Origin of the sequence: Streptomyces sp. NPDC057137 (assembly GCF_042670825.1) — a bacterium.
Taxonomy (GTDB): domain Bacteria; phylum Actinomycetota; class Actinomycetes; order Streptomycetales; family Streptomycetaceae; genus Streptomyces.
This window is the reverse complement of the sequence record NZ_JBHUUW010000053.1, coordinates 40,517-56,883: the sequence shown is the minus strand read 5'-3', so window position 1 is coordinate 56,883 and position 16,367 is coordinate 40,517. Positions and strand designations below refer to the sequence as shown.

At 69.9% G+C, this 16,367-nt stretch carries 14 protein-coding genes and 1 tRNA gene; 10 read left to right on the top strand and 5 right to left on the bottom strand.

From position 1 onward, the window contains the following. Positions 1–76 precede the first annotated feature (76 nt). Entirely contained in the window at positions 77–1,480 is a 1,404-nt protein-coding gene (locus ACFT9I_RS30750) for an ABC1 kinase family protein (protein ID WP_382569610.1), read from the bottom strand. A gap of 42 nt (positions 1,481–1,522) precedes the next feature. After that, the gene (locus tag ACFT9I_RS30745; protein WP_382569608.1) at positions 1,523–2,755 is read right to left on the bottom strand and encodes a TOMM precursor leader peptide-binding protein; all 1,233 of its coding nucleotides are present in this window, start codon (positions 2,753–2,755) and stop codon (positions 1,523–1,525) included. A gap of 185 nt (positions 2,756–2,940) precedes the next feature. Between ACFT9I_RS30745 and ACFT9I_RS30740 the strand changes: the two genes are divergently transcribed. The 4 genes from ACFT9I_RS30740 (at position 2,941) to ACFT9I_RS30725 (ending at position 6,790) form a co-directional block, all read left to right on the top strand. Next, entirely contained in the window at positions 2,941–3,564 is a 624-nt protein-coding gene (locus ACFT9I_RS30740) for a M48 family metallopeptidase (protein ID WP_382569606.1), read from the top strand. Positions 3,565–3,677: 113 nt separating this feature from the next. After that, positions 3,678–5,315 (top strand): TerD family protein, encoded by a 1,638-nt coding sequence (locus ACFT9I_RS30735; protein ID WP_382569604.1) that lies wholly within the window; start codon positions 3,678–3,680, stop codon positions 5,313–5,315. 13 nt (positions 5,316–5,328) lie between these two features. After that, on the top strand, positions 5,329–6,009 hold the full coding sequence (locus ACFT9I_RS30730) for an AIM24 family protein (RefSeq protein WP_382569602.1): 681 nt from the start codon (positions 5,329–5,331) through the stop codon (positions 6,007–6,009). 16 nt (positions 6,010–6,025) lie between these two features. After that, positions 6,026–6,790, top strand: coding sequence for an AIM24 family protein (locus ACFT9I_RS30725; protein WP_382569600.1), 765 nt, complete (start codon positions 6,026–6,028; stop codon positions 6,788–6,790). A gap of 91 nt (positions 6,791–6,881) precedes the next feature. Here the strand turns inward: ACFT9I_RS30725 and ACFT9I_RS30720 are convergent, their stop codons facing one another. Together ACFT9I_RS30720 and ACFT9I_RS30715 are read right to left on the bottom strand one after the other, a co-directional pair. Beyond that, positions 6,882–7,421 carry an NUDIX hydrolase gene (locus tag ACFT9I_RS30720; RefSeq protein ID WP_382569598.1) on the bottom strand — a complete coding sequence of 180 codons (540 nt, stop codon included), beginning with the start codon at positions 7,419–7,421 and terminating at the stop codon, positions 6,882–6,884. Beyond that, positions 7,418–8,935, bottom strand: coding sequence for a zinc-dependent metalloprotease (locus ACFT9I_RS30715; protein ID WP_382569596.1), 1,518 nt, complete (start codon positions 8,933–8,935; stop codon positions 7,418–7,420). The genes ACFT9I_RS30720 and ACFT9I_RS30715 overlap by 4 nt, the downstream gene beginning before the upstream one ends. Before the next feature lie 190 nt (positions 8,936–9,125). Here ACFT9I_RS30715 and ACFT9I_RS30710 point away from each other — a divergent pair, with 190 nt between their 5' ends. The 4 genes from ACFT9I_RS30710 (at position 9,126) to ACFT9I_RS30695 (ending at position 12,396) form a co-directional block, all read left to right on the top strand. Beyond that, complete coding sequence (locus tag ACFT9I_RS30710; RefSeq protein ID WP_376267925.1) at positions 9,126–10,235, top strand: SDR family oxidoreductase; 1,110 nt, start codon at positions 9,126–9,128, stop codon at positions 10,233–10,235. A gap of 139 nt (positions 10,236–10,374) precedes the next feature. Beyond that, a complete protein-coding gene (locus tag ACFT9I_RS30705; protein ID WP_382569593.1) occupies positions 10,375–10,836 on the top strand; it encodes a molybdenum cofactor biosynthesis protein MoaE in 462 nt (153 codons plus the stop codon). A gap of 143 nt (positions 10,837–10,979) precedes the next feature. Then, complete coding sequence (locus tag ACFT9I_RS30700; protein WP_354604858.1) at positions 10,980–11,153, top strand: hypothetical protein; 174 nt, start codon at positions 10,980–10,982, stop codon at positions 11,151–11,153. Positions 11,154–11,304: 151 nt separating this feature from the next. After that, complete coding sequence (locus ACFT9I_RS30695) at positions 11,305–12,396, top strand: PDZ domain-containing protein (protein WP_382569591.1); 1,092 nt, start codon at positions 11,305–11,307, stop codon at positions 12,394–12,396. 58 nt (positions 12,397–12,454) lie between these two features. Here the strand turns inward: ACFT9I_RS30695 and ACFT9I_RS30690 are convergent, their stop codons facing one another. After that, positions 12,455–13,060, bottom strand: coding sequence for a PPA1309 family protein (locus ACFT9I_RS30690; protein ID WP_382569589.1), 606 nt, complete (start codon positions 13,058–13,060; stop codon positions 12,455–12,457). Positions 13,061–13,211: 151 nt separating this feature from the next. Between ACFT9I_RS30690 and ACFT9I_RS30685 the strand changes: the two genes are divergently transcribed. After that, the gene (locus tag ACFT9I_RS30685) at positions 13,212–16,118 is read left to right on the top strand and encodes a UPF0182 family protein (RefSeq protein ID WP_382569623.1); all 2,907 of its coding nucleotides are present in this window, start codon (positions 13,212–13,214) and stop codon (positions 16,116–16,118) included. 43 nt (positions 16,119–16,161) lie between these two features. Continuing rightward, a tRNA-Met gene (locus tag ACFT9I_RS30680) sits at positions 16,162–16,235 on the top strand. The last annotated feature ends 132 nt before the right edge of the window (positions 16,236–16,367 follow it).

Sequence of the window (16,367 nt, the reverse complement as noted above, 5' to 3'; positions counted from 1 at the left end):
TTATCAGCCCCCCCGCCGGGGGGGGGGGGCGGCCCCCCCGCCCCCGCCCCCCCGCGGTGCGTTCTACGGACAGGACCTACGCGCCCGCCTCTGCCTCGGCCTCGGTCTCCTCCTCGTACCCGAACTCCTCCTCCGGCAGGAAGCCCGGCAGCCACTCCTCCAGCTCCTCGCGGAGCCGCACCGTGGCGTTCAGCTGGCACAGCACCCCGATCGTGCTCAGCGTGACGCGATGTATCAGCAGATAGGCGGGCGGCAGATTCAGCTGCTTCCCCAACTGGTGCGCCGGGGACCGAGGATCGGCGATCCGGGCCGCCTGGGTGCGCATCCAGCCCCGGCTGAAGGTGAACTCCTCCGCCTCCGCCGGCTCGATGATCGGCACCAGATACTCCAGCACCGCGTCCGGGTCGAGATCGATCGACTCCTTGACGAACCCCTCCGTACGCAGGAGTTCGTACACCGTCTCGGCGTCACCCTCCAGCGTCAGTCGCAACGACTCACCGATCGTCTCGGGCAGCCCGCCCGGCAGCCGGTCCACGGTGCCGAAGTCCAGCACACCGAGCCGCAGTTCACCCTCGGCCTCCATGCCGTCCTCCCCGGCACCGGCGGGCGGCAGCAGCCGGAAGTTGCCCGGATGCGGGTCCGCGTGCAGCAGTCCCGTACGGGCCGGGCCCGAGAAGAGGAAGCGCGCCAGCAGCTGCCCCGCGCGGTCGCGCTGCTCCTCGGTGCCGTCGGCGATCACGTCCGCCATCGGCATGCCGTCCATCCACTCCGTGACCAGCACCTGGTCGCACTGGTGCACCACGTCGGGCACGACCACATCGGGATCGTCCGCGAACTCCGCCGCGTGCTCCCGCTGGGCCTGCGCCTCCAACTCGTAGTCCAGCTCCTCCGACACCCGGTCGCGCAACTCGTTGATCAAGGGCTTGACGTCCATGCCCGGGATCAGCGGACCCAGCAGCCGGGCGAACCGGCTCAGCTGCGTCAGGTCCGACAGCAGCGCCTCCCCGGCGCCCGGGTACTGGACCTTGACGGCCACATCCCGCCCGTCGTGCCACACCGCCCGGTGCACCTGGCCGATCGACGCGGCGGCCGACGGCTTCTCCTCGAACTCCAGGAACAGCTCACGCCACTCCTCGCCGAGCCGCTCGGCCAGCACCTTGTGCACCGTGCCGGTCGGCATCGGAGGGGCCGCCTCCTGAAGTTTGGTGAGCGCCGCGCGATAGGGCCCCGCCACCTCCTCGGGCAGCGCCGACTCGAAGACGGACAGCGCCTGCCCGAACTTCATGGCGCCGCCCTTGAGCTCACCGAGCACCTTGAAGAGCTGGTCCGCCGTGCGCTGCTGGAGCTCCCGGCCCACGATCTCCGCGGACTTGCCGCCGATCCGCTTGCCCAGACCCCACGTGGCACGACCGGCGAAGCCCAGTGGCAGCGCGGCCAACTTGGCAGTTCGGGTGACCGCCTTCCGGGGAAGATCAGACATGCGCCCCTCCAAATCCCAGACAGCCGAGCCGCGTACGGCGGTTTACCCCACCATTGTGTCGTGCGGCGCGCCGGTCACAGCCATGCCCTCTCCCTCCAGTTCTCCGGCGGCCCCGCAGGGGCAGTCGGGATGCGGCGCGATCCGCTCCGAACGCCAGTCGAGCAGGGGCAGTGTGATCTCCCAGCGCGCACCGGTGCTCGCCGGCAGCTCCCCGTCCAGGAAGGACAGCGCGTGGGCGGCGGCGAGACCCGCCACGGTGGTGGCGAGCCCCAGGTCACAGGCCGGAGTGACCGACGCCCTGCGTCCCGACCGCCACTGCGCCAGCATCAGGGGCCACCCAGGATCCCGGCCCGTGCGCTCCTCGGTCAGGCAGCCCGCGCACGCCGTGCCGCCCGGCAGCACCAGCGGGCCCACCACACCCGTGGCCTCCACAACTCCCACGTAAAGATGCGGAGTCCCGGTGGCGATCCAGCGCTCGGCGGACGCCGGATCCGGGGCGTACGCCGCGAGCCCGTCCCGTGGGGCGACGATCACCAGCGACAACCCCGCCCCGCCACCGCTCGCCAGGGCCGCCCGCGCGTCGGCCCGCTCGGCCTTCTCGGCCGCTCGCCCACCCGGCATGTCGTCGACGGCGCCCGCCTCCGCCCCACCCGGATCCGCCCCCGCCGCTCGGCCGGATCTGCCCGGCGCCGAGCGCCGCACCAGTAGCCGGGCGGCCACGTCCCTGCGCTCACCCACCGATTCCGCGGGCACCCCGCCCGGCGCCACGTCCCATGCCTGGGTGAGCCCGCCGTCCAGCACATCCACCCTGCCCACCCCCGAGGCCGAGAGCGTGGCGGCGACGGCCGCACCGACACGACCCGCCCCGCGCACCTGGACACGCATGGTGCGCCGCGCCGCCAGCCGCTCCATCGCCGCGCCCGGCTCCCGGTGAGTGACGGACAGCGACGCCAGATCCGCCCGCAACCGGTCGACCTCGACCTTTCGATTCCGTAACGCTTCGGCGGCCCGTCCTCCCGCCGTGCTGTCGTCCAGCAACCCCGCCGCCGCGAGCCGGTCCACGAGCGCGTCCGCCTTGCCGTCCGGCAACCCCAGGCTCCGCGCCTCGTCCCGCAGCAGCGGAAGCCCTCGCGTGCCGTCGAGCAGGTCGAGAAAGCTGCCCGTGGCCGTATCGACCGGGCCCACCACCACCGCGTGCGCGGGTGTGATTCCGAACTGCACCGTCTGCCGCTCCCGCCAAGCCCGGCGCAACGCGGGCTTCACCATTGGATGCATATTCGTCTCCCCCGTGTGCCTGTCGTGCGATCCGATTCCAGAATGCAGGGAACCGGTGAGAGCTGCGAAGAGTTATCCACAGGCGTGGGGAATTAGCCGTTCAAATGACGGGTGCATGGAGTGGATCAAGATCGAATGGTCCCCGCGACGGGACGTCCCACACTGACAGCGGGTAACGTCGAGGCGTGTCCGCCGACCCTTCCCCTCGCGTTGCGGGGGAATCCCCATCGCACAGCGCCGGAAGCGAAGAGCGCGGCGTGACCGGCCGCCCGCAGCGCGGCCCGGCCACGAGCGCCGTCGAGGTCCGCAGGAGCGCCCGGCGCAACAGGACGGTCTCGGCCTACCGCGAGGGCGACCGCACCATCGTGCTCATCCCGGCCCGGATGTCGGAGGCCGAGGAGCGACGCTGGGTGACCGTGATGCTCGACAAACTCGCGGCCCAGGAGAGCAAGCGCATCCTCGGCGACAGCGATCTGACCGAGCGCGCCAAGCGGCTGTCCGAGCAGTATTTCGAGAGCCGGGCCCGCCCAGCGTCCGTCCGGTGGGTCACCAACCAGAACACCCGCTGGGGCTCCTGCACCCCGGCCGAGGGCAGCATCCGCCTGTCGCACCGCCTGCAGGGCATGCCCGAGTACGTCGTCGACTACGTGCTCGTCCACGAACTCGCGCACCTGCTCGTGCCGGGCCACGGCCCGCGCTTCTGGGAGCTGCTGGAGGCGTACCCCCGTACCGAACGGGCCCGCGGCTACCTCGAAGGCGTCGTCGCCGCCGAGCGGCTGCCGCATCTGCCCACCCCTCCCGGAGAGTGATCGCGCCCCTTCGGTGATCGTGTACCGAATGTGTACCGGCTTGGCTCAATGTCGGACTTAGCCGTTAGCCTGACGCGACGTGTTCAGCTCGGGATGGGGGACGGTCGTTACGCATGGCCAGGGAATTCCAACGCGGCCACAAGGCCAAGATCAGTGACCTCACGCCGGGGACGGATCTGTACGTAGGTGTGCAGATCGCGGCACCCGGCTTGACGTTCGACATCAGCTGTTTCGGCCTCGACGCCAATGAACAGCTCTCGGACGACCGGTATTTCATCTTCTTCAATCAGCCGAAGTCTCCCGAGGAATCCGTCCAGTTGCTGGGCGCGCAGTCGGGGGACACTGAATCCTTCCGCGTCACGCTCGACCGCATTCCGGCGAACATCCACCGGCTCTCCTTCACCGCCACCATCGACGGCGCCGGACAGATGTCCCAGGTGGGTCCCGGATACATACGGATAGTCGCGGGCGGCGAAGAAGTCGTCCGATACGCGTTCAACGGCTCCGAGTTCAGCACCGAACGCGCGGTGATGCTCGGGGACTTCTACCTGAAGGACGTCTGGCGGTTCGCCGCCGTCGGCCAGGGCTTCGACGGCGGACTCGACGCACTGCTCAAGAACTTCGGCGGTGAGGTCGCCGAGGAGGAGCCGGCCGCGGCCCAGCCGCCCGCCGGCGGAGCCGTACCGTCGTTCGCCCCGCCGTCCGGCGGCGCCGCGCCCGCTCCGTCCTTCGGAGCGCCGCCCGCCCCGCAGGCGCCGGCGCCCCCGCCGTCGTTCGGCGCCCCACCGCAGGCCCCGGCCCCCGCGCCCCACCCCATGCACGGCGCGCCGACCGTCACCGCGCCGATGGCACCGGCGCCCGCGCCGTCGCCCTACGCGCAGCCGCCCGGTCCGCCGCAGCAGCCGCAGTTCGGCCAGATCCCCGGTCAGCCTCCGGGCCAGGTCCCCGGCCAGATTCCCGGTCAGTTCCCGGGTCAGGGGCAGCCGCCCGGCGCGCCCTCGCCGTACGGACAGCCGACACCGCCTCCGTACGGAGGCCAGCCCCAGGGCGCACCGCCCCCGGGCATGCCGCAAGCGGGCCAGCAGGCCGGCGCCGGTCTCCAGGCCGCGCTCCAGCCGTACCGCGAGGCGGCCACCGGCCAGCGCTGGACCCCGCAGAACCAGCAGCTGATGCGGGTCGACCTCGCCATGGGCGGCACACCCGTCCTGGCCCGCCAGGGCAGCATGGTCATGTACCAGGGCAAGGTCGAATTCGGCTACAAGAGCGCCGGCTTCGCGGGCCGCATCGTCGGGAACGCGACCGGACAGGAGATGCAGCTCATGCGCTGCTCCGGCCGCGGCCAGGTGTTCCTCGCCGAGGAGGGCTCGCATCTGCACCCGATCGAGCTCCAGGGCGACGCCGTCTGCGTCTCCGCCGAGAACGTGCTCGCCTTCGACGAGACCCTTCAGTACGAGGTCCGCCGTATCGAGGGCCACGGCATCCCCGGTGGAGCCCTGTTCACCATGCAGTTCCAGGGCACCGGCACCGTCGTCGTGAAGACCCACGGTGTCCCGGTGGTCCTGCCGGTCACGCCCACGACCTTCGCCGACTGCAACGCCGTCGTCGCCTGGTCGGCCGCCTCCCAGGTGATCCTCTCCAGCCAGGTCCGGCTGCGCCGCAACGCGTATCCGGGGCACAGCGGAGAGACCGTGAATCTGCAGTTCCGGGGAGCACCCGGCAACTTCATCGTCGTCCAGCCGTACGAGGTCTGAGGGAGTCCGGCACATGAACCAGCAACTCGCGGGCTTCGCCCCGACCCCCGTCACGGCCCGGATGGAGAATCACGGCCGCACCATGCTCAAGGTCGCCATGGCCAGTGGGCAGGACCTCTACGCCCGCACCGGCTCGATGGTCGCGTACGAGGGCTTCGTGCAGTACGAGCCGAACCCGCCCGCCGTGCGTCAGATCGCCAGTCAGTGGGTGACGGGCGAAGGCGCGCCGATCATGAAGTGCGCCGGTGACGGCCTGCTCTACCTGGCCGACTACGGCGCCGACGTCGTCGTCATCAACCTCAACAACGACTCGCTCTCGGTCAACGGCACCAACCTGCTGGCCTTCGACGCACACCTTCAGTGGGGCGTCGAGAAGGTCAAGGGACTGGCGAAGTTCGCCGGTCAGGGCCTGTGGAACGTCACGATCGCCGGGACCGGCTGGGTCGCGCTGACCTCGCGCGGCACGCCGATCGTCGTCGACTGCGGCCGAGGCGAGGACGAGACGTACGTCGACCCCGACGCCCTCGTGGCCTGGTCACCTGGGCTGAAGGTGAAGGGCAAGCGGAGCTTCAAGGCCTCGTCGCTGATCGGACGGGGCAGCGGGGAGGCCTTCCAGATGGCCTTCTCGGGCCAGGGCATCGTCGTCGTACAACCGAGCGAGGACAGCACCGACCGCCTGCGGATCCGGGGCTGAGGGGGAGGAGAACATCATGCAGAGCCCGCTTTTCGGACTCGCGGAAACGCAGTCCCAGGATCGCTACGTCGTGCAGAACCCGCAGTTGCTGCGGGTCGCGCTCACCGGCCAGGACGACGTCCTCGCCCGCAAGGGCGCGATGGTCGCCTACCAGGGACTCGTCGACTTCGACGGTGAGTACCAGTCCCAGGGCCAGCGCCGCGCCAGGGCGAACACCGGCGAGGGTCTCGACCTGATGCGCTGCTCGGGTCAGGGGACGATCTACTTCGCCAATCTCGCGCAGTACGTCCACGTCGTGGATGTCGACCAGGACGGCATGACGGTCGACAGCGCCTATGTCCTGGCGCTCGACTCCACGCTGCACACCGAGGTCATCGCGGTGGACAGCCAGTACGGCATCTCCGGCTCCGGCAAGTACCAGCTCAACATCTCGGGCCGGGGCAAGGTCGCCCTGATGACGTCCGGGCAGCCGCTGATGATGCACGTGACGCCGGACAAGTACGTGAACGTCGATGCCGACGCGATCGTGGCGTGGTCCTCCGCGCTGCGGGTGCAGATGCAGGCCCAGACGCACTCATCGGGTGTACGGCGCCGGCGCGGCAACACGGGCGAGGGCTGGGAGCTCAGCTTCCTCGGTCAGGGTTTCGCGCTCGTGCAGCCCAGTGAGGTCATGCCGCCGCAGAACGCGGACATCGGGCAGGGCGCGCGTGCGCAGTTCGGCGTCGGCCAGCAGGGCGCCCACGCGCAGAACCAGAACAACGCCTGGAACAACCGGGGCTGAGCCCGGCGGGGCCCTGCGGTCCCGCCGGGCCCCGCCGGTCCTTGCGGTCCTTCAGGGGCGGTCTCTTCGGAGGCCGCCCCTGTCAGGTCCGTCAGCCCCGCACCCGCCCGGAGAGCGCCGCGCGCGTGCGGTCCAGGAGCCGTACGACCGACCCGTCGGCGACCGCCGCCACCTCGTCGTACGCGAACCAGCGCAGATCCAGCGACTCCTCGCTGATCTCCTCGACCGCCCCGACCGGTGCCAGAGCCGCGTACTGGACATCCAGATGCCAGTGGCAGGGCGCCGGAATCCGGTGCCGGTCGAGCTGTACGGGCCCGCCCGGCAGCAGCGTCAGTCCCTGGATCCCGGACTCCTCCGTGGCCTCGCGCAGCGCCGCCGCCGCGAGTGAGCCGTCCTGCCGTTCGCAGTGGCCGCCCATCTGCAGCCACATGCCGAGCTTCTTGTGGAGGGTGAGCAGAACCCGGCCCCGCGCCGCGTCGATCACCAGCGCGCTCGCCGTGACATGCCCGGCCTCACAGGACTTCCACATCCCGTCCGGACGGGACGCCAGATGCTCCAGATAGATCCCGCGCAGGTCCTCCTGACCGTCGTACGTCTCCAGTACGTGGACGGCGTCGTCGTGCAGGCTCACTTGGCGCTGTCGTCCTTGCCCTCGTCGCCGCCCTCGCCCTTGTCCTCGGGCCCCTCGGGTCGGTCGCTGTCCTTCCCGGGGGTCTCCTCAGGGGCCTTCTCCGGGTCCTTCGTCAGCTTCGGCTTGCCGCCCGCCGCCTCACCGAGCATCTTGTCCAGCTCGGAGAAGTCCGCGTGCTCGTGGTGGACGAAGCCGTCCGGGTCGTCCAGGTCCGAGGCCGTCGGCAGATTGTCCGGGTGCTCCCAGAGCCCGTCGCGGCCGTCCACGCCCCGCGCGTCCGTGAGGGAGGCCCAGAGCCGGGAGGCGTCCCGCAGGCGCCTGGGGCGCAGCTGAAGGCCGATGAGGGTGGCGAAGGTCTGCTCGGCCGGGCCACCCGACGCGCGGCGCCTGCGCAGCGTCTCACGCAGCGCGTCGGCCGACGTCAGCCTGGTCTTGGCCGCCTCGTGCACCACCGCGTCCACCCAGCCCTCGACCAGCGCGAGCGCCGTCTCCAGGCGGGCCAGGGCGGCCTTCTGCTCGACCGTGTCCTCCGGCTGGAACATGCCCTGCTGGAGTGCTTCCTGAAGCTGCTCGGGATTCGACGGGTCGAGCTGGCTGACGGCGTCCTCCAGCTTGGAGGCGTCGACCTTGATGCCCCGCGCGTAACCCTCGACGGCGCCGAACAGATGCGACCGCAGCCACGGCACATGGGCGAAGAGCCGCTGGTGGGCGGCCTCGCGCAGGGCCAGATACAGCCGCACCTCGTCCTGCGGGATGCCGAGGTCCTTACCGAAGGCCGCGATGTTCAGCGGGAGCAGCGCGGCCTTGCCGGCCGGGCCCAGCGGGAGCCCGATGTCGGTCGAACCGACCACCTCGCCCGCCAGCACGCCCACGGCCTGCCCGATCTGCTGGCCGAACATGGCGCCGCCCATGGAGCGCATCATGCCGATCAGCGGCCCGGCCATGGCCTGCATCTCCTCGGGCAGCACGTCACCCATGGCGGCGCCCACACGCTCGGCCACCGGGTCCACGAGCTGCTGCCACGCCGGGAGGGTCGCCTCGACCCACTCGGCGCGGCTCCACGCCACGGTCGATCCCGCACCGGACGGCAGCGACGTCACGGCGTCCAGCCAGACGTCCGCCAGCCGCACGGCCTCCTCGACCGCGATCCGCTCGCCGGGGCTCACGCTGGCGTCCTTCGTACCGTCGGACGTGCCCTGCGCGACCGTCTGGCGGGCGATCTGCTTGGCCATGTCCCAGTTCACGGGACCGCCCTCGTAGCTGAGCATCTGGCCGAGCTGCTGGAAGGCGGCGCCCAGGTCGTTGGGGTTCATCGATCCGAACATCGCGGCGAACGGGTTGTCCCCGCCCGCGCCACCGCCCGGACCGCCCGGCAGGCCGAACCCCGAGAAGGGGTTGCCCCCGCCGCTTCTGCCGCCGGCACCCTGACCACCTCCGGCGGGGTCGTTCTTCTTGCCGTCGCCGTCCTCTGGCTCCTCCGGCGGAAGGCCGAATCCGAATGGGGTGTCACTCACGGGTTTCCTCGGCTCGTTGGGCCGCCGGCTTTTCCGCCGACGGCGACTGCCCGACACCACCCAGCGTAGACATCCGAGGCCGCATCCGGGCTCGGTGCTCCGCCAACGCTCGGCCTGCGGCAGGATGGACGCCACCTGGTACGCACGTTTCATACACGTCCGTACTGAAGACAACCGCTGGAGACGCCCGGTGAGTTCCCCAGATCCGCAGGTTCGCGCAGCGCGAAACCGCTCAACCCCGACCCCGCCACGCGGCCCCGTCGTCGCGGTCACCGGAGCCGCCTCCGGCGTCGGCGACCTGCTCACCCGGCGCCTCGCGGCGTCCGAGGAGATCAAGCAGGTCGTCGCCATCGACGAGCGCCGCGGCGAGGTGAGCGAGGCGCAGTGGCACATCCTCGACGTACGGGACCCGGCCATCGCCGAGAAACTGCGCGGCGCGGACGTCGTGGTGCACCTGGCGCTCGATCTGGACCTGGAGCGGGACGCTGCGGCGCGTACGGCCTACAACGTCCGCGGCACCCAGACCGTGCTCACCGCCGCGGCCGCCGCGGGGGTGCACCGGGTCGTGCTGTGCACGTCGGCCATGGTCTACGGGGCGCTGCCCGACAACGACATCCCGCTGTCGGAGGACGCCGAGCTGCGCGCCACCGCGGAGGCCACGGGCGTCGGCGACCTGCTGGAGATCGAGCGGCTCGGCCGCCGGGCGCCCCGCGCGCACCCCGGCCTGAACGTCACCGTCGTGCGGCCCGCCGTCCTCGTCGGCGGCACGGACACCGCCCTGACCCGCTACTTCGAGTCGCCCCGGCTGCTGGTCGTCGCGGGCTCCCGGCCCACATGGCAGTTCTGCCACGTGGACGACCTGGTCAGCGCCCTGGAGTACGCGGCGCTCGAGAAGGTCGACGGCGAGTTCGCGGTCGGCTGCGACGGCTGGCTCGAACAGGAGGAGATCGAGGAGCTGAGCGGCATCCGCCGCATGGAGCTGCCCTCCGCCGTCGCCCTGGGCGCCGCAGCCCGGCTGCACCGCATCGGCCTCACACCGTCCCCGGCCGGCGACCTCGCCTACACGATGCATCCCTGGGTGGTCAGCGTCAGCCGTCTCCACGACGCCGGCTGGCGGCCCCGGTGGACCAACGAGGAAGTCCTCGGCGCGCTTCTCGAAGAGGTCGAGGGCCGCCACACCGTCGCCGGCCGCCGCCTCGGCCGTAAGGACGCCACGGCCGCCGGCGCCGCCGGCGCGACGGTCGCCCTGCTCGGCGCGGCAGCGGTGGTACGCCGCGCCCGCAAGGCGCGCCGACGCTGAGAGCCGGGATACGAGAAGCGCGCCGGGCGCCCGACGCCCTCTGCCCGACGCCCTCTGTAGGACGCTCCAAGCGGGCGGGCCGACAGCCGGTCGAACACGCCATTACGTGATGCCCGTGCCGTACGGCACGATGGGCCGCATGGCACGCATCGAGGCGCACCCGGGTGAGCAGGCGGCACAGGACCCCATCCGTCTGCTGGCGATCCGCGAGAGCCCGCTGTCCGTCGACGAGATCTTCCGGGCCGTCGGCGACGACGCGGCGGGAGGCACCGCCCTGTTCGTCGGGACCGTCCGGAACCACGACGGGGGCGCCGATGTCGACACCCTCGGCTACTCCTGTCACCCGTCCGCCGAGGCCGAGCTGCGCCGGGTGGCCGAGAAGGTCGTCGCCGACTACCCCGTCCGCGCACTGGCGGCCGTCCACCGTGTGGGTGACCTCGTCGTCGGAGATCTGGCTGTCGTCGTCGCCGTCTCCTGTCCGCACCGCGCGGAGGCCTTCGAGGCCTGCCGGAAGCTGATCGACGACCTCAAGCACGAAGTGCCGATATGGAAGCACCAGACATTCTCCGACGGTACGGAGGAATGGGTCGGGGCCTGCTGACGCCCTTCCCGTACCGCCGAGTCGCTCTCCGTTCCCATGTGGCCCGATTTGCGTAACCGCACCCCTGCCCGGAGCGTTGAAGCAGCAGATGACTAATCTGCTGATCAGTCGGTTCGCACACACACATGGGTAAGGAGGTCGGGATGGCCGCGCTTGCCTGGTTGCTGATTCCGCTCTTCGCCGCGGTAGGCGCGGCGATATGGGGAAGCTGGGTCTCAAGGAACCGAACCACCGGAGACATAGCCGAACTCGCCGGTTACGCGCGCTTCCGGGACGCGATGGCGAAATCCCACCCGGCCACGACGGACGCCACCTAGGCACCCGCGCCCGCACCCCGCACTCCCTCGTCGGCCTGCGGCCCGCGGCCTCTGTCCGCCGCCCGCCCGTCAGGCCACGCACCGGGCCAAGTCGCCCCGTACGGACCGGCCCCGGGGGTGCACTGACAGACCCTTCCCGTACTGTCGTTCCATGCCACGCCGCACCGCGACGATGCTCGCCTCCACCCTCGTCCTCATCGCGCTGCTCTGTGCGGGAGTGTTCATTCCCGTTCCGTACGCGGAGATGAGTCCCGGTCCGACGGTGAACACGCTGGGCGACGCGAATGGCGAGCCGGTCCTCCACATTGCCGGTCGCAAGACCTATCCGACGACGGGTCATCTCAATATGACGACCGTCAGGGTCACCGGCGCGGATTACAAGATGAATGTGGTCGAGGCGGTCTACGGCTGGTTGTCCCACGACAACATCGTGGTGCCGCACAACACCCTCTATCCGGACGGCAAGACGGAAGAGCAGTCCACGCAGGAGAATGCCGAGGAGTTCAGCCAGTCCCAGGAGAGCGCGAAGGTCGCGGCCCTGAAGGAGGAGAACATCCCCGTCACGTCGCGGGTGATCGTCGCCGCGGTCGTCAAGGACAGCCCCTCCGACGGCACCCTGCACGCCGGCGACGTCATCAGGGCCGTGGACGGCAAGACCGTCGAGGCGCCGCCGGACGTCGCCGAGATCGTCACCAAGCACAAGCCGGGCGAGGACGTCGTCTTCACGATCATCCCGGCCAAGGTCGCCCAGGCGGCCGAGAAGGCCGGCAAGGAGCCCGAGGGCACCGAGAAGGTCACCATCAGGACGGTGAAGTCGGACGAGGGCGACGACCGCGCCATCGTCGGCATCCAGGCCGGGACGGACCACACGTTCCCGTTCGAGATCGACATCAAGCTGGCCGACGTGGGCGGACCGAGCGCCGGTCTGATGTTCGCGCTCGGGATCGTCGACAAGATCACGCCCGGCGATCTGACGGGCGGCAAGTTCGTCGCCGGCACCGGCACGATCGACGACAACGGCAAGGTCGGCCCGATCGGTGGCATCGGGATGAAGCTCGTCGGCGCGCGGCAGGCGGGCGCCCGGTACTTCCTGACGCCGGACGAGAACTGCGCCTCGGCCGCTTCCGACATTCCCGACGGCCTCACCCTGGTGCGGGTGAAGAACATCAAGGACGCGACGGCGTCCCTGAAGAAGATCAAGAGCGGCGACACGGCCGGCCTGCCGAGCTGCTCGACCAGCTGATCCCGTTCGTCGGATCGCCGGAGGGGCCGCGGGTGCGGCCCCTCCGGCGATGACGTCGTTACGCCTCGAACGTGGCGGCCAGGGCCTCGGCGAGGCCCGGCACCAGGCCGGCGCCGGTCAGCACCTGGGTCGGTGAGTCCTTCTCGCGCAGCCGCAGCGCCGAGTCCCGCGTCCCGTCCCGCAGTACGGCGACCGTCATCCGTACCTCCTGACGGTCGGGGTGGGCGGCGACCCAGTCCACGAGCGCGGACTCGTCCAGGCCCTCGGGCACGGACGCCTCGGCGGACGGCGGCAGCATCAGACGCTCCACCGTGATCGCGCAGCCGGCCACCGCGCCGGGCCACGCGATCGTGGCGAGGAACTCGTCGAGCGGCGTGCCCGCCGGGATCTCGTCCTGCTCGACGGGCGTGAGCGGGGCGGGCGTCGAGCCGTCGTCGAGACCGAGCTGGCCGGCCAGCTCCGGTTCGTCGGTGCGCAGTCGGGCCGTGTCGACGAGCGCGAACAGTCTGGCGGGCTGGTCCCAGCCCAGGCCGGAGGCGTATTCGTCGATTTCGAGAACCGCACGGGTGATGGGGGTCGAGGCAACCGGGCCCGAGGCCGAGGGCGGCTGATCGGACGAGGAAGAGGAGGAAGAGGAGGAGGAAAGGTTGGACATGGCCAACATCCTGCCTCCTTCCGACCCCCGTGCGGGAACTAGGTAAAGCCTCAGTAAGTTGCATGGGTGGGCCCTACGATCGCTGGGGCCCACTTACAGACGCTGATTCAGCTGCTTTCACACGACCGCGAACTTCGAGGTGCGCACGTTGGCTTTCCAGATGCCGGACCGCGGCGGAGGCCCGACCGGGCCACGGATCAGAGTGGGCCGGCCGTCCAGACGTGCCCGGACCCTGCTCATGACACTGGGCATCCTGGCCGTCCTGGCCATGATGTTCGTCATGTTCGCCGGGTTCTGGACCGACTGGCTCTGGTATCGCTCGGTGAAATACTCGTCCGTTTTCACCACCACCCTCTGGACCAAGATCGGCCTGTTCGCGGTCTTCGGTCTGCTGATGGCGGCTGCCGTCGGCGTGAACATCTGGCTGGCGCACCGGCTGCGTCCGCCGCTGAGCGCGATGTCGCTGGAGCAACAGAGCCTCGACCGGTACCGGATGGGCATCGCCCCGTACAAGAAGTGGGTGCTGCTGGCGATCACCGCCCTGGTCGGGCTGATCGCCGGAGCGTCCGCGGCCGGTCAGTGGCGCACCTGGCTGATGTGGGTCAACGGTGTGTCCTTCGGCCAGAAGGACCCCCAGTTCAACCTGGACGTGAGTTTCTACGCGTTCGACCTGCCCTGGTACCGCTTCATGCTCGGCTTCGGCTTCGCCGCCGTCGTGCTGGCGCTGATCGCCGCCGCGCTGACGCACTATCTGTACGGAGGGCTGCGCGTCACCAGCCCCGGCGCGCGGGCGACGGGCGCGGCCACCGGTCATCTCTCGGTGCTGCTCGGTGTGTTCGTCTCGCTCAAGGCCGTGGCGTACTGGCTCGACCGGTACGGGCTCGCGGTCAAGGCGAGTGACTTCAAGGCCACCGGCAACTGGACGGGTCTGCGGTACGTCGACGCCAACGCCTACCTGCCGGCGAAGACGATCCTGTTCTGCATCGCCGCCATCTGCGCCGTGCTGTTCTTCGCGACGCTCTGGCGCCGCACCTGGCAGCTCCCGGTCATCGGCTTCGGTCTGATGGTCCTGTCCGCCATCCTCATCGGCGGCCTCTACCCGGCGATCGTGCAGAAGTTCCAGGTCCAGCCGAACGAGCAGGCCAAGGAAGCCCCGTACATCGAGAAGAACATCGATGCCACACGCGCCGCGTACGGCATCGACGACGCCGATGTGACGGACTACTCCGGCAAGGGCGATCCCGACAAGAAGGCGGAGCAGCGGGAGGCGGCCGACTCGGCCGCCAGCTACCGGCTGGTGGACCCCAACGTCGTCTCGCCCGCCTTCCAGCAGCTCCAGCAGGAACGCAAGTACTACCAGTTCCCGGACACGCTGGACGTCGACCGCTACCTCGGCCCGGACAAGAAGCCGCAGGACACGGTCATCGGTCTGCGCGAGCTGAACATCACCGGTATCCCCAAGCGCAACTGGATCAACGACCACTTCACCTACACCCATGGGTACGGAGCGATCGCGTCCAAGGGCACGATGACGGTCACCGACGAGAACGACGGCACGGTGGGCGCGCCGGACTTCACGGAGTCCGGCCTGCCGACCACCGGTGAGCTTCCCAAGTACGAGCAGCGGATCTACTACGGCGAGAAGACTCAGCAGTACTCGATCGTGGGCGGCCCGCAGAAGGAGCTCGACTACGAGAAGAACGGTGAGCGGACCACCAGTTACAAGGGCAAGAGCGGCGTCGATCTCTCCAACCCGGTGAACCGCGCGGCCTACGCCGTGGCGTTCAGCGAGCCGCAGATGCTCTACTCCGGCGCCATCGGCGAGGGTTCGCGGATTCTGTACAACCGCACGCCGAAGGAGCGCGTCGAGGCGGTCGCACCCTGGCTGACCATCGACGGCGACGCCTACCCCGCCGTGGTCGACGGCAGGATCAAGTGGATCGTCGACGCCTACACCACGACGAACGGCTATCCGTACGCCTCCCGTACGACGCTGGGCGACACCACGACCGACTCGCTGACCAACAACCAGCGCGCGGTCGTCGCGCAGCAGAACCAGGTCAACTACATCCGCAACTCGGTCAAGGCCACCGTCGACGCGTACGACGGCTCGGTCAACCTGTACCAGTGGGACACCGAGGACCCGGTCCTCAAGACCTGGATGAAGGCCTTCCCGAACACGGTCAAGCCGAAGTCGGACATCAAGCCGGAGCTGCTGGCCCACCTGCGCTACCCGCAGGACATGTTCAAGGTCCAGCGCGAGCTGCTCACCCGCTACCACGTCACGGACGCCGCCCAGTTCTACAGCGGCTCCGACGCGTGGCAGGTGCCGGACGACCCGACGAACAAGGACAGCAGTGCGGTCCCGCCGTACTACCTGAGCCTGAAGATGCCGGGGCAGTCCGCGCAGAAGTTCTCGCTGACGACGACCTTCACACCCAACGGACGTCCCAATCTGGGGGCGTTCATGGCGGTCGACGCCGATGCCACCAGCAACGACTACGGCAAGATCAGAGTCCTGAGAGTGACTTCCACGGTCCAGGGACCACAACAGGTGCAGAGCGAGTTGAACGGCGTGCCCGAAGTCGCCGAGTTCGTCCGGAACCTGAGAGGCACCGACTCGGACATCGAGTACGGCAACCTGCTCACGGTGCCGCTCGGCGGCGGGTTCCTGTACATCGAGCCGGTGTACGCGCGAGGCGGCAGCGCGAACTATCCGCTGTTGAAGAAGATCGCCGTCTCCTACGGAGGCAAGCCGGTCTTCAAGGACAGTCTGTCCGAGGCGCTGAACGCGGTGTTCGGTGTCGACGGCGCCGAGCCGCCGCCCGAGACGCAGCCACCGGGCGACGGTGACACGACGACGCCGCCGGCCACCGGTGACGCCGCGCTCAAGGACGCCATCGCCGACGCCCAGAAGGCGTACACGGACGGTGAGGCCGCGCTGGCGAAGCAGGACTGGGTCGCGTACGGGAAGGCCCAGGAGGCCCTTCAGGAGGCCCTGGAGCGGGCAGCCGAGGCGGAGAAGTCCGCCAAGGCGCCGGCAGGCGGGAGCGACGACAAGACCTGATCAGCGAACACCCCGCGTCGTGGTACGGTTTGGAACACAACGACGCGGGGTGGAGCAGCTCGGTAGCTCGCTGGGCTCATAACCCAGAGGTCGCAGGTTCAAATCCTGTCCCCGCTACTTACCAGTCAAAGGCCCGGATCCGATCAGGATCCGGGCCTTTGCTGCGCGTTGTGTTGTGTTCGTACCTGTTCGTGGCCGATCCGTGACCGTGCGTCCGGTCAAGTGGGCGGTGGGAGTGGCGAGTTGACC

What these genes read in the sequence shown, in the direction of transcription:
- ACFT9I_RS30750 (WP_382569610.1), bottom strand. Translation starts at nt 1,480, where the DNA reads ATGTCTGATCTTCCCCGGAAGGCGGTCACCCGAACTGCCAAGTTGGCC.
- ACFT9I_RS30745 (WP_382569608.1), bottom strand. Translation starts at nt 2,755, where the DNA reads ATGCATCCAATGGTGAAGCCCGCGTTGCGCCGGGCTTGGCGGGAGCGG.
- ACFT9I_RS30735 (WP_382569604.1), top strand. Translation starts at nt 3,678, where the DNA reads ATGGCCAGGGAATTCCAACGCGGCCACAAGGCCAAGATCAGTGACCTC.
- ACFT9I_RS30730 (WP_382569602.1), top strand. Translation starts at nt 5,329, where the DNA reads ATGAACCAGCAACTCGCGGGCTTCGCCCCGACCCCCGTCACGGCCCGG.
- ACFT9I_RS30725 (WP_382569600.1), top strand. Translation starts at nt 6,026, where the DNA reads ATGCAGAGCCCGCTTTTCGGACTCGCGGAAACGCAGTCCCAGGATCGC.
- ACFT9I_RS30705 (WP_382569593.1), top strand. Translation starts at nt 10,375, where the DNA reads ATGGCACGCATCGAGGCGCACCCGGGTGAGCAGGCGGCACAGGACCCC.
- ACFT9I_RS30700 (WP_354604858.1), top strand. Translation starts at nt 10,980, where the DNA reads ATGGCCGCGCTTGCCTGGTTGCTGATTCCGCTCTTCGCCGCGGTAGGC.
- ACFT9I_RS30695 (WP_382569591.1), top strand. Translation starts at nt 11,305, where the DNA reads ATGCCACGCCGCACCGCGACGATGCTCGCCTCCACCCTCGTCCTCATC.
- ACFT9I_RS30690 (WP_382569589.1), bottom strand. Translation starts at nt 13,060, where the DNA reads ATGTTGGCCATGTCCAACCTTTCCTCCTCCTCTTCCTCCTCTTCCTCG.
- ACFT9I_RS30685 (WP_382569623.1), top strand. Translation starts at nt 13,212, where the DNA reads ATGCCGGACCGCGGCGGAGGCCCGACCGGGCCACGGATCAGAGTGGGC.